This window comes from Desulfonispora thiosulfatigenes DSM 11270, assembly GCF_900176035.1.
GTDB lineage: Bacteria > Bacillota > Peptococcia > Peptococcales > Desulfonisporaceae > Desulfonispora > Desulfonispora thiosulfatigenes.
On sequence record NZ_FWWT01000005.1, the window covers coordinates 24,316 to 37,479 of the forward strand.

Below are 13,164 nucleotides of genomic sequence, written 5' to 3' on the forward strand. Positions count from 1 at the left end.
TATAACAAAAAACAAATTATAAGGAGTGAAAAGATTATGATTAAATTAAAGAAATTGGTATCCGTAGTAACAATTGTAGGTGTACTTGGTGTAGGCGGAGTTGCCTTTGCTTCAGGTCTTAAAACGCCTGCCGACATTACTTCTGAATTAACCGGAAAAACTGTAGCGGAAGTTAGAGAGGAAAGAGCTTCAGGTAAAACTTATGGGGAAATGGCAAAAGAAACAGGAAAACTTGAAGAATTTAAAACTCAAATGTTAGAACAAAAAAAGGAAATTCTTGATCAAAAAGTAGAAGAAGGAAATTTAACTAAAGAACAAGCTGATGAAATTTACACTAAAATCAAAGACAATCAAGCAACTTGCGATGGTACTAGCGAAGCAAAAATAGGCCAAAAACATGGTGTAGGATTTGGCAAGGGTCAAGGTAACGGAATGGGTAGAGGCGCAGGTATGAGAAACGGTCAAGGTATGGGTTGTGGTCAAAATTTAAATAGATAAGTATTATTAAGCCAGCAAAGATAATTTTATATCTTTGCTGGCTTTTTTATTATGGTTTAAAATTATCGATAAAAAACCCTTCTTTTCAGAATAATTTAAAATATATCTAAAAAGAAGGTTATACTTAAAATTAATTATATTATTTTTGAGAATTATTATTGTACTTTTGAGCTTCTCGTACTAGTGGGTTTTGACAATTACCTTTTTTAACTCTAGCTTCCTTACTATCAGGCTGACTCTTTTTTGCCATTATTAAACCCTCCTTTTGCCTTTAAAGCATTTTTACTTCATAAAATTACTCAATTGGGTTTGCTTTTTCATGTCCTCTTTTTGCTTTACCTTGAATTTCAGGAACAGGCTTCATTGAGTTTTTCGGGAATTTTTGTTTCTTGTTACTCTCTGTTCCATGAGGTTCACTCGGGTCTGGTCTTCTCATTCCTGCCTTTGCCATAATTATAGCCTCCTTCAAAATTCAGATAAATACAAATATAGTATTTGCAAAAAAGGAGATTATATACAAGGGAATTGGTAATAAAGTTAAAATAGATTATAATATATTAAACTTATAGTACTATTTATATAACTGTATACATTTATTTTTTTGAAATTTTATTAAGGAGGAGATTATAATTACTAAACAACCTTTATGGACAAAGAATTTTATTTTAATTTCTTTAGTTAATTTATTTATTTTTACGAGCTTTTATTTTTTACTTCCTACTCTCCCTATCTATGTGATAGATGTCTTACATGGTGATGAAGGAAATGTAGGCTATATTGTGGGTACACTTACTATTGCAGCTGTTCTAGTTCGTCCACTCTCTGGCTATCTTTTAGATACCTTAAGCAGAAAAAGAATTTTAATTATTGCCTTAATTGCCTTTACTGTTACAACTTTAGCCTACAATTTTGTTACTAGTTTAGTTATGCTTTTAATTTTAAGAGCAGTCCACGGCTTTTCTTGGGGTTTTGTCACCACGGGATCAGGTACGATTGCAAGTGACATTGTTCCTGCTTCACGAAGAGGTGAAGGAATGGGTTATTATGGACTTGCAAATACAATTGCCATGGCTGTAGGTCCTATGCTAAGTCTTTTTATCTTAGATTACTATGGATTTAGCTATCTCTTTAGTTCTGGTTTTGTGATTGCGATTTTTGCTCTACTGTGTGTGCTTGGTATACAAGGTTATGAAGGTAATCCAAATCAGGGAAGGGAAAAGCCAACAATTAGTTTAGAAAGTTTTCTCGAACCTAGAGCTTATTCTTTATCCATTGTTTTATTTTTTGTTACCTTAACTTATGGTGGAATTATCTCATTTATAACTCTTTATGCTGGGCAACTAGGTATTCAAAATGCTGGTATATTCTTTCTAATATATGGTGCATCTCTTTTATTTGTGAGACCTTATGCAGGTAAAACGTTTGATAAAAAAGGTCCTAATCAAATTATGATTATTGGATTTATAGCTTTAGTAGTTTCTTTCACAATGCTGTATCTAGCTAATGGTTATTTACTTTTCGTTTTAGCTGCTATCAGCATGGGAATTGGCTTTGGGATTATTCAGCCTACCATTTTAGCAATGGCTATTAATCGAGTTGAACCCTTTAGGAGAGGTGCTGTAAATGGTACTATCTTTACAGCCATGGATCTTGGTATTGGACTTGGATCGATTGTAATGGGCTTATTATCTAATAAATTAGGACTATCACTTATGTATTTAGTTTGTGCATTTTTAATAATAATCCCAGCAATAATATTTTATTTAAAAGATGCTGATAAAAAAAATACTAATTATAATTAAGGTCAATAAAAAACGCACTTAAATCAAATACTATTATTAATCTAAAGGTTTCAGGAGTTGACTTTATGAATGATAATAATATAAAAAGTTGGAAAGTTTCCCTATATAAAATTATTTTTGAAGCGGATACTCCTTTAGGTAAAGCCTTTGATGTTGCTTTAATATTCTTTATAATGTTTAGCAGTATTATTGTTATGGCGGAAAGCGTTGAGAGCATAAAATATACTTATGGCGATGATTTGCTCGTCTTAGAATGGTTTTTCGTTATTATTTTCACTTTAGAATATTTTTTACGGATTATAACTGTACATAATAAATGGAAATATATTTTTAGTTTTTATGGTGTAGTCGATTTATTAACTATTCTTCCTGCCTTTCTTAGTTTATTAGTCCCTAGTGCTCATTTTTTACTGGTTATCAGGGTATTAAGGCTACTACGTCTTTTTAGGGTTTTTAAAATGGTGCGTTATGTTGAGGAATCAGGTATTCTCCTAAAAGCTTTAAAAGCCAGTCGACCTAAAATTACGGTTTTTCTGTTTACTATTTTTTCTGTTATAACAATCGTTGGTTCTTTAATGTATATTATCGAAGGTCCAACCAATGGTTATGCTAGTATTCCCGAATCCATGTACTGGGCAATTGTTACTATTACTACAGTAGGTTATGGTGATATTTCACCTCAAACAGCACTGGGAAAACTTCTTGCTAGTACACTTATGATTATGGCTTATGGTATTTTAGCTGTTCCCACAGGAATAATCTCTTTTGAATTAGCTCAGGCAAGTAAGACCCCTGTAACCACTAGAACCTGCCCTGATTGTGCTTTAGAAGGTCATCCTCCTGATGCTATTTTTTGCAAGAAATGTGGTGAAAAACTACTATAGTAAGGTCTAATAACTAATAATTATGCTATAATAAATAAACATACTTTATATGTTATCGAAAGGAGTTGTCTAAATGAAGGTTAAAGATATTATGCAAACCAATGTTATTACAATCAATACTGAGACACAAATCAAAGAAATTGCAAAAACATTAGTAGAAAATAATATATCAGGTGTTTTTGTAGTTGATTCTTCAAATATTTTAGTAGGAGTTGTTAGCGAGGGAGACTTATTACATAAAGAAACAAACCCTCGTGCACCTGGGGCTTTTGGGTTATTAGGAGCTATTATTTATTATAGTGGTGTAAAGCAATATGAATCGGACCTTAAAAAACTAATTGCTTTAAAAGCCTCTGAAATAATGACACCTAAAATCATAGAAATTTCACAAGATGCTGAAATTGAAGAAGCTGCTTCTTTAATGATAAATAAAAAAATCAAACGTTTACCTGTCATGGAAAATGGAAAAATAATCGGAGTTGTCACTAGAAGAGATGTAATTAAAACCTTGATGCAAGATTAAATTCTTGCTTCAAGGTTTTTTATGTTTTTTATTTTTTTATATTAATAAGCTTTAATTCCTAAAGAGCTTTTACTAGTCTTTGATTTATTTCTGCTAAAAATTGTGTTGTAGTAACTGCTTGTACTTCACCACCGGCTAAAGCAGTTAAATCTTTAGTCATCACGCCTGCTTCAATAGTTTCAAGAGAAGCCTTTTCAAGCTTATTTGCAAAATTAATTAAATCTTCATTATTATCTAATTCTCCACGTTTTTTTAGCGCTCCTGTCCAAGCATATAAAGTGGCAATTGGATTTGTAGAAGTTTCTTTTCCTTCTAAATGTTGATAATAATGTCTTGTTACCGTACCATGAGCTGCTTCAAATTCATAATGACCATCTGGCGAAACTAGTACTGATGTCATCATCGCTAAACTACCAAAAGCAGTAGCTACCATGTCTGACATCACATCACCATCATAGTTTTTACAAGCCCAGATAAATCCACCAGAGCTACGAATAACCCTTGCTACAGCATCGTCAATTAAGGTATAAAAATACTCAATTCCTACAGTTTTAAATCTTTCTTCATACTCTTTTTCATAAATTTCCGCAAATATATCTTTAAAGGTATGGTCATATTGTTTAGAAATAGTATCTTTGGTTGAAAACCATAAATCTTGTTTTAAATCTAAAGCATATTCAAAACAAGCTCTTGCAAAGTTATCAATAGAATAATCCGTATTATGCATTCCTTGAATAATTCCTGGAGCATCAAAATCATGAATTAATTCTTTAGAAACTTGTCCATCTTCATCTGTAAATACAAGTTCTGCTTTACCTTTTACTTTAGTTCTCATTTCTACGCTTTTATATACATCACCATAAGCATGTCTTGCAATAGTAATTGGATATTTCCAGTTACTAATAAATGGTTTAATATTTTCAACAATTATCGGACTGCGAAATACTGTTCCATTTAAAATAGCTCTTATTGTTCCATTAGGACTTTTCCACATTTGCTTTAAATTATATTCCGTAATTCTTTGAGCATTAGGGGTGATAGTTGCACATTTTACCGCAACTCCGTATTTTTTTGTAGCTTCAGCTGCATCAATTGTAATTTGGTCGTTAGTTTCATCTCTCTTTTTTAAACCTAAATCATAATACTCAGTTTTTAAATCTATATATGGTAATAAAAGTGTGTCCTTTATTTGTTGCCAGATTATTCTGGTCATTTCGTCTCCGTCCATCTCTACTAAAGGAATCTGCATTTTAATTTTCTCTACCATAGTCATCCTCACCTTTCATTGCTAATTCTAATTCATTATACATTAATTTAACTTTAAAGAAAATAAACTAAGCCTTTACTTATTGTATACATTATTAACCTTCGTCTAAATTTCTACCCATTTCTAATAATTCTTGATTTGTCAGAGCTGCTTTATCTTCATTTACTAACACATTTAAACAATCACCTGAATAAATCACCGTATCTCCTCTAGGGATAATTTCTTTTTCTCCTCTTTTAATAGCAACAAGTAAACAGTCCTTTGGAAGTTTTAAATCCTTAATTTGTTTACCATCCATTTCACAATCGATGCATACCGGTACTTCTAGCACAGTTTTACTTTTACTATCGCCAACAGTCTCGTATATTCCATTACTTTTTAAAACTCTTTCTAACAATGATTCATATATTGGAGCTGATTTTAATAAATCTGCAACAACATAAGCTACTAGGGAGATGATCGTTAAAGAAAGTAAGTGAGAAAAAGACCCAGTCATCTCAGTTATTAAAATACTGCCCGTAATAGGTGCGCGAACAATAGCAGTAAAATATCCTGCCATGGCTAAAATTATAAAGTTATTTATATATTCTGGACTAAAATTAAAGAAATGTACTAAAACATTTCCATAAATAGCCCCCGTTAATGCGCCTAATACTAATAAGGGAAAAAAGATACCACCTGGAGCACCAGAACCATAGCTAATCATTGAAAAGACAAACTTAACTAATAAAACTATCATTAGCATTTTCATTGTAATACTACCCTCAGTTAGAGCATCAATAAGTCCGTGCCCACCACCTAAAACCTGCGGAAGAGTAAATGCTAATATACCGGCAACTAAAAATGGAATAACATGTTTAAACTCAACGGGTATCCATTTTAATTTAGAATACAATTCTTGGGTTTTTATTAAGCTAAAATTATAAAACACACCAAAAATTCCCACTATAATTCCTAACACTATAATATATCCATAACTATTTAATGGTAAGGTGCCTACATTTTCAAAACTAAAGACAGGCTTTAAGCCAAAAAAATGTGATGAAATGAAATCTGCTGTTAACGAGGCAGATAACGCAGATAATAATATAAGAGGTGAGAAATGCTTATGAACTTCTTCTAAAGAAAACATTACCCCAGCTAGAGGAGCATTAAATGCAGCAGCAAGACCAGCACTAGAACCACTAGTAATTAAATATTTTTCTTCAATTTTCAATCTTTTAAATATTCTACTAAAACCTTGTCCCATCGCAGCACCTAACTGAATGGAAGGGCCTTCTCTTCCAAGCGATAAACCTGCCCCTATTGAGATAAAGCCTCCGATTACTTTTTTTATAACAATAGACACCCAATTCATTTCTAATTTTCCTAATAGTTGAGCTTTGACTTGGGGAATACCACTACCACTTATTAATGGTTCTCTTTTTACAAGGATTCCCACTATATAGGCTAGGAATATTAAAATTAAAAACCATAAAGGTATTAATAATCCTTTTTCAATATTTAAGTTCAAAAAATACGTTCTAAGCTTTTCAGCATCATCTAAAATTATCCTATAAAAAACAACTAAAAATCCTGCAAAGATACCGACAACAATACCTTCTAACATTAGCTTAAGTCGAAATTTATGCCAATGAGATAAGGTGTTATAAGTATTGTTTTTATTAATTTTCGCCATTTTATGCCCCTTTCATTTTAATTTTTCTATACATAACCTTTATTATAGAATTTATGTACTAAATAATCAATAAAAGACACTCATTATCTCATGAGTGTCAGCATATTTAAATCAATTGTATTTATATGTTGTATGGTCATTTCCTAAATAGTGTACATTTGCAGTAATTGTTACGATATTATTATCTTCATGTTGAATTTCAATATCAGATGGTCTTCCATCATCACCTCTATTTTCTAAATGATGATTTAAAATTTCAGTAGCTACTTCATTATTAAACTGATTATAAACTTTGTTATATTCATCCACTGGAATCTCTAATACTAGACTATGAAGACCTTTCGTCACAGCTCTTTTTTCTATAATATCATTTAACAATTTATCTAACCTCCATTAAAGATTTATCATAACTAAGAAATTATCTTAAAATTTCTTACTATTATTTTCTCTCTATTGGAGGTTTTTATGTCAGTTATCTAAAATTATTTCTTATTTTTTATTTTAACTAGAAAATATTGTATTTAACTATCTTTATTAACTCTTAATATCGATTATCAAAGATACGCGTAGATTTTTTTTCACTTCTTGGAAGCTCTCCCATAGCTACAGCCTTTGGTAAAATAGTGAGGCCAATTTTTGTTTTACAATATTTGCTTACATTTTTTTCAACATTTTCTTTATCTGCAATATTCTCAATTTCAAAAAACAATGTCATAATATCTTTTCCCTGTAAATGGTCAATCATTACTTGATACTCACTACTAGCTCCTTCTATTTCACGTAACATTTCATCTATTTGTCCAGGATAAATGTTAACTCCTTTAACTTTAACCATATCATCTGTGCGACCGATAAGAGTATCAATCCTCGGAAACTTAAGTCCACACTCACATTCTCCAGGTAAAAAACGCGTTAAATCATGGGTACGATAACGAATTAAAGGAGCTCCTTCTTTTCTAAGAGTAGTAATTACTAATTCCCCTATTTCCCCTTTAGGAACCTGCTCACCTGTGTTTGGATCAATTATTTCAAAATATACATAATCATCCCAATAGTGCATACCACATTCATGATCGCAACTCATAGCAATCCCTGGCCCATAAATTTCTGTTAAGCCATATATATCATAAAGCTTTACCCCTAACTCATTAGCAATACGACAGCGCATTTTTTCGCCCCAACGCTCTGAACCTATTATTCCTTTTTTAAGATGAATTTCATCTCTAACTCCACGCTTAGCAATTTCTTCTGCTAAAAGTAAAGCATAAGAAGAAGTAGCACATAAAACTGTACTTTTTAAATCCCTCATCATTTGAATTTGTTTATCAGTATTACCAGGTCCCATAGGAATTACCATTGAACCTAATAGCTCAGCTCCCGTTTGAAAGCCAATTCCAGCTGTCCACAGTCCATATCCAGGGGTAATTTGCACACGGTCTAAATTAGTCATTCCTGCTGTTTCATAACAACGCTTAAACATTATAGCCCAGTCTTCAACATCCTTTTGTGTATAAGGAATAATAATTGGCGTACCTGTTGTACCAGAAGATGAATGAATACGAACTATTTCACTATCAGGAACACCAGCAAGCCCTAGTGGATAAGCATCTCTTAAATCACCTTTATTGGTAAAAGGTAACTTTTCAAAGTCTTCCTTACACTTAATTTCAGTTAAATCAATTCCTGCAAACTTATTACGATAAAACTCACTAACCTTGGGAAGTTTAATTAATAATTCTCTAATTATCTCAAACTGTTCTCTTCTCATCATTCTACACTCCTCTAAAAAATTCAGCACCTTGATGCAGTGCTTTTAAATTCATCTCTACAAACCTTTCAGCTAATCTATCTTTAATTGTTGCCCTAACTTCTTCTAAGCTCATTTCCAGTGCTCCACTTGCTACAGCTGCTCCTAATAAGGCAATATTTAATACCTTAGCTGAACCACAATCAGCACAAATTTTTTCACTATCTACAACGATTAAGTTAGTTATAGTATTTTTAAGATAGGAAATCATTTCACTTCCATTATAATCAGAATTAGAAAGAGAGGCTGTAATTGGCTTAATTGCCTTTTGGCTCACAATAACTGTACCATTTTCCTTTAAATAACCCAAAGAACGAACTGCTTCAGCTGGCTCAAAACCTATAATTAAATCAGCTGATTTTAAAGGAATTAAAGGAGAATGAATATTCTCACCAATACGCACATGACTTACCACACAGCCACCCCTTTGTGCCATGCCAATTGTTTCGGCAGTACGTGCATTTAAGCCTTTATTCATAGCAGTTTGAGCAATTAATTTAGAGGCTAAAATGGTACCTTGTCCGCCTACACCTGCTAAAATACAATTAATCATTATTTAGCACCTCCGATTGCATCAAATGGACAAACCTGGGCACAAATTGAACATCCATAACAAAGGGCAGAATCAATTTGTACTTTGCTGTCTAATTTAACAATAGCTGGGCATCCTAATTCTGTTATACATCTTTTACATCCTGTACATTTATCCTCATCAACAACATATAAAGGGGATGGCTTTGTAACCGCTATACACGGAGACTTAAAAATAACAGCAGATACTCCCTTAATAGTAGCAGCACCTTTAACTACACTAATTGCCTCTTTTAAATTTAAAGGATCACAAGTAGTTACATTTTCTACACCTAAAGCTGTAAGCACTTTACTAATATCTATTTTTTCTGATACATTTCCCATCATGGTTTTACCTGTACCTGGATGAGGCTGATGACCCGTCATCGCAGTGGTAGAGTTATCTAACACAATTAGCACTATATCAGTTTCATTATAAATAGCATTTACTACACCAGGGATACCTGAATGAAAAAAGGTCGAATCTCCAATAAAGGCAAAATTTTTAGCATCTGGCTCTGCTCGGTGAAGTCCTTGGGCAATTGTAATCCCAGCTCCCATACAAAGGCAAGTATCTACCATATTAAGAGGGCTAGCATTTCCTAAAGTATAACACCCTATATCACCTGAAAAAACGGCTTTTTGGCCTTTCATTGCTTGTTTAACAGCATAAAAAGAAGCTCTATGAGGACAACCAGCACAAAGTACAGGTGGTCTAATTGGTAATTCAGGTATACCTTCTTGAATATCTATTTTTTCTAAAGCGATATCTAAATAACTAGCTACAGCTTTTATCACTATTTCTACGGTGTTTTCTCCTGCCTGAGGCATATGCCCTGTTAATTTTCCCTTTATTTTAACGGATAAATTATACTTTCCACATAAATACACCAACTCTTTTTCAATAACAGGGTCTAATTCTTCAATTACTAATACTTCTTCTAACCCTGTTAAAAACTCTAGGGCTAATTTTTCTGGAAAGGGATGTGGGGTTGAGACCTTAAAAAGCTTACTCTCACCTTCTAGTTTTGCTAAAGCTTCCGAAGTATAAGCAAAACTAATTCCTCCCGTAGCAATCCCCTTTTTTCCACTACCTACGACAGAATTAAAACGATAAGAAGAAAAGTCTTTACTTAAAATAGGCGTGCGTGCTTCTATTTTTAAATGATTTTGATAAGAAAGACGTGGAAAGATAACCCATTTAGGATCTTTAATAAAACCTTCTACCTGAATTTCATGTTTCTTATCATCTACTTCAATAGAGGCACAACCATGGCACACTCTAGTGGTTGGTCTGAATATAACTGGTGTATTATATTTTTCGGAATAATTAAAAGCATCTTCAATCATTAAATAAGCTTCTTCTGGAGATGAAGGATCAAAAACTGGCAATTTCGAGAAAATACCAAACTGACGAGTATCTTGTTCTGTTTGCGATGAAATAGGGCCTGGATCGTCAGCGACAACAATTACCATACCACCTTTAATACCAATATAAGCAAGACTCATCACTGGGTCTGAGGCAACATTTAATCCAACCTGCTTCATCGTTACCAGTGTACGCATTCCCGCATAAGCAGCTCCTGCAGCAACCTCTAAAGCTGCTTTTTCATTTATAGACCATTCAACATAAATCTTTCCATTGTTTTTTTTAGCAATTGTTTCTAAAATTTCTGTTGATGGAGTTCCAGGATACCCTGTAACAACTCCCACTCCTGCACGAATTGCTCCCATTGCAATAGCTTCATTTCCCATTAATAGCTCTTGTGCCATGTAATAACCTCCTAAAATAACTCAATCTTAAAAATAAAAAAAGCTCATCCTCAGCATATATGCCAAGGACAAGCTTTATAGCCTGTGGTACCACCTTGATTGGTTATAAAAACCCTCTCTGGTGCAATATTACATTGCTCATCGTTAACGCTGATGCCTGCGTTGCTAGCTACTAAATCTTAAATAATTAAGGTTTTTCACCGCACCCTCTAGAGCCCATTTATCTGTGCTGTTATCTGTCAAACTCCCACCATCATTGACTCGCTGTAAGTTCATATCACAGTTTTATTTCTCTATCCTAGGTTTGTTTAATGTTTATTTAATTTATATTTTGTAAATTGTATCATTTTAAAAATATAAAAGCAATATTAATTCAAGTTTTTACATAGTTTGCTAGGTTATTTTATTAAACACCTTGGGTTGCGATACTATTTCTCTCATAAACATCCTTTTTCTCTTTTTCACTTAGGATTCTTTCTGATAAATATGCGATAATTGCAATCCCCGGTATGTTAAGCAAAAACCTTATAAGCATAAAATTCCACCCTAGTGAGGATGCTTCAAAAAGTAGTAGGGGAATTTTTGTGGTTGACCATGCTCCAATGAAAATCAATACATTTGAAAGCTTACTTCCCTTTTTGAGCAATATACCAGCTACTGGAAAAGCAGCATACAAAGGTCCTGCTGCCATAGAACCTAGAAAAAAAGCAATAATAATTCCTCTAAAACCTGAATTATCACCCATCAACTTTATCATAGTTTCCTTTTCTACCCATACATCCATTAGTCCTAAAAGAATAAAAATGGGAGGAACAACAGAAAGCATCTCTAGTGTATTTTTCCATGTTATAGATAAGGATTTTTGCCCAATAGTAGGTTCTATTACTAAAAAGGTTATTTGTATTAAGAGTAAAATTATAAAAAATAAATATCTTCTTAATAATTTGTTCATCCTAATATCGCCCCCATCACAATTGCTACAATAAAGGAAAATCCTAAACCCATAATATTTCTAGCTAATGCTGTTTTTTTACCAAAATACTGTATTTCTACAGGAATAGTTACTATTCCAACCATCATCAAAGTTGAAACAAACATTGTTATCTGCATGTATCCTGCTCCATTTTTTAATAAAGCATCTACTAAAGGAAAGGCGACAAAACCAGGTATAAGTGTAATAGAACCCAAACCGCCTGCTATAATCATTCCAAGCCAACCTGATTCTTTTCCTAAAAGCTTAGAAATTGTGTCTTGATCTAATATCGAGAGCATTAAACCAATAATTAATAAAATAGCTAAAAATTGCGGAAGTATATTTTCAAATGTTTTCCACGCTTTTTTTAATCCCATTTTTGTTTTCTTTTTATCTTTACTAAAAGATAAAATAACCATGCCTATCGCTAATATATATAATATTTTTGTAAACATTTTTTCCCTCCCCAGCTACATAACTATATTCTTTTTTTAATCTCTTAATTCATTACCTTTGCTGAGTCCTCTTTAACCTTTAATACTCCTTTTTCAGTTTTTAAGGATAAAAGATCTTTAGGACAATTTTCTATGCAAGTAGAGCATTTAATGCAGTTTAGATTATTGAATTGGTTATTCTCCGTGAAGTTTAAATATGGTTTTAACTGAAATGGACAAACTTTTGCACATTTACCACAATTAAGACATGCATCTTTATTAGATATAGTCAGTTTTTTCTCAGTTTTTTTACTTACACCTGACACTCTTCCAAGGGCGTGAGTTGCTTTTTGAATGGAACCCATAGGACAGAATTGACACCAAGTTCTTGGTGTAGTAAAAAGAGCTAATGTTCCACCAACTACTAATACAACTAAATAAGTAGCAACTAGTACAAATCCTAATTTATCTGGAAAAGTATATGTTCCCCAGGCATCAAAAGCATTTAAAATTCTTCTTGTAAAGTTATACATAAAAAAGATAAAAAATAAGACAATAAAAGTTCGTGATTTCAAAAACTTTGGAATATTTCTATTTTTACTATATGGAAGTAATATCTTATCAAATAAACTACCATGAGGACAAAAATTACCACACCAATATCTGCCGGTAAAAAAACCACTTATCATTAAACTAGCCATAATTGCTAAAACAAGTAAACCTAATTTTGGTACCCATAGTCCACCTATAGCTACGAGGATAGTAAATAACCATCCATGTTTTCTGATAGGTGAAAAGGTACGATTTGTCTTTATATAATAATTGTTTAATTTATTCATAAAAACCTCCTGACAAAACATGTTATTTATACCCCCGAGGGGTACTATTGAATTATATTTAATATCTCTATGTTTGTAAAGAGTAATTTAAACATAACTTCTCTTCTTTATTTATA

The 13,164-nt window shown here is 32.5% G+C and carries 14 protein-coding genes; 4 read left to right on the top strand and 10 right to left on the bottom strand.

What is annotated here, in order from left to right; genetic code table 11:
- The first annotated feature begins 36 nt into the window (after nucleotides 1–36).
- Complete coding sequence (locus B8965_RS00150) at nucleotides 37–498, top strand: DUF2680 domain-containing protein (RefSeq protein ID WP_084051844.1); 462 nt, start codon at nucleotides 37–39, stop codon at nucleotides 496–498.
- 295 nt (nucleotides 499–793) lie between these two features.
- Here B8965_RS00150 and B8965_RS12525 read toward each other — a convergent pair whose 3' ends face one another.
- On the bottom strand, nucleotides 794–949 hold the full coding sequence (locus tag B8965_RS12525; RefSeq protein ID WP_200805834.1) for a hypothetical protein: 156 nt from the start codon (nucleotides 947–949) through the stop codon (nucleotides 794–796).
- A gap of 211 nt (nucleotides 950–1,160) precedes the next feature.
- Here B8965_RS12525 and B8965_RS00155 point away from each other — a divergent pair, with 211 nt between their 5' ends.
- From B8965_RS00155 to B8965_RS00165, 3 genes are all read left to right on the top strand, one after another.
- On the top strand, nucleotides 1,161–2,300 hold the full coding sequence (locus B8965_RS00155) for an MFS transporter (RefSeq protein WP_341451525.1): 1,140 nt from the start codon (nucleotides 1,161–1,163) through the stop codon (nucleotides 2,298–2,300).
- A 65-nt stretch (nucleotides 2,301–2,365) separates the two neighbouring features.
- Nucleotides 2,366–3,184 carry an ion transporter gene (locus B8965_RS00160; protein WP_084051846.1) on the top strand — a complete coding sequence of 273 codons (819 nt, stop codon included), beginning with the start codon at nucleotides 2,366–2,368 and terminating at the stop codon, nucleotides 3,182–3,184.
- 73 nt (nucleotides 3,185–3,257) lie between these two features.
- Nucleotides 3,258–3,707: a CBS domain-containing protein gene (locus tag B8965_RS00165; protein WP_084051847.1), complete on the top strand. Its 450-nt coding sequence runs from the start codon at nucleotides 3,258–3,260 to the stop codon at nucleotides 3,705–3,707.
- A gap of 58 nt (nucleotides 3,708–3,765) precedes the next feature.
- Here the strand turns inward: B8965_RS00165 and B8965_RS00170 are convergent, their stop codons facing one another.
- From B8965_RS00170 to B8965_RS00210, 9 genes are all read right to left on the bottom strand, one after another.
- The gene (locus B8965_RS00170; RefSeq protein ID WP_084051848.1) at nucleotides 3,766–4,974 is read right to left on the bottom strand and encodes an NADP-dependent isocitrate dehydrogenase; all 1,209 of its coding nucleotides are present in this window, start codon (nucleotides 4,972–4,974) and stop codon (nucleotides 3,766–3,768) included.
- A 94-nt stretch (nucleotides 4,975–5,068) separates the two neighbouring features.
- Entirely contained in the window at nucleotides 5,069–6,652 is a 1,584-nt protein-coding gene (locus B8965_RS00175; RefSeq protein ID WP_084051849.1) for a ClC family H(+)/Cl(-) exchange transporter, read from the bottom strand.
- A 111-nt stretch (nucleotides 6,653–6,763) separates the two neighbouring features.
- The gene (locus B8965_RS00180) at nucleotides 6,764–7,030 is read right to left on the bottom strand and encodes a hypothetical protein (protein ID WP_084051850.1); all 267 of its coding nucleotides are present in this window, start codon (nucleotides 7,028–7,030) and stop codon (nucleotides 6,764–6,766) included.
- Nucleotides 7,031–7,193: 163 nt separating this feature from the next.
- Nucleotides 7,194–8,420 (bottom strand): phenylacetate--CoA ligase family protein, encoded by a 1,227-nt coding sequence (locus B8965_RS00185; RefSeq protein ID WP_084051994.1) that lies wholly within the window; start codon nucleotides 8,418–8,420, stop codon nucleotides 7,194–7,196.
- A 4-nt stretch (nucleotides 8,421–8,424) separates the two neighbouring features.
- On the bottom strand, nucleotides 8,425–9,012 hold the full coding sequence (locus B8965_RS00190; protein ID WP_341451501.1) for an indolepyruvate oxidoreductase subunit beta: 588 nt from the start codon (nucleotides 9,010–9,012) through the stop codon (nucleotides 8,425–8,427).
- Nucleotides 9,012–10,802: an indolepyruvate ferredoxin oxidoreductase subunit alpha gene (iorA, locus tag B8965_RS00195; RefSeq protein WP_084051851.1), complete on the bottom strand. Its 1,791-nt coding sequence runs from the start codon at nucleotides 10,800–10,802 to the stop codon at nucleotides 9,012–9,014. The genes B8965_RS00190 and iorA overlap by 1 nt, the downstream gene beginning before the upstream one ends.
- A gap of 406 nt (nucleotides 10,803–11,208) precedes the next feature.
- Nucleotides 11,209–11,754 carry a permease gene (locus B8965_RS00200; RefSeq protein ID WP_084051852.1) on the bottom strand — a complete coding sequence of 182 codons (546 nt, stop codon included), beginning with the start codon at nucleotides 11,752–11,754 and terminating at the stop codon, nucleotides 11,209–11,211.
- Nucleotides 11,751–12,230, bottom strand: a complete 480-nt coding sequence (locus B8965_RS00205; protein WP_084051853.1) for a permease — start codon at nucleotides 12,228–12,230, stop codon at nucleotides 11,751–11,753. The genes B8965_RS00200 and B8965_RS00205 overlap by 4 nt, the downstream gene beginning before the upstream one ends.
- A 44-nt stretch (nucleotides 12,231–12,274) precedes the next feature.
- Nucleotides 12,275–13,048: a 4Fe-4S binding protein gene (locus B8965_RS00210; protein ID WP_084051854.1), complete on the bottom strand. Its 774-nt coding sequence runs from the start codon at nucleotides 13,046–13,048 to the stop codon at nucleotides 12,275–12,277.
- Nucleotides 13,049–13,164: the final 116 nt, after the last annotated feature.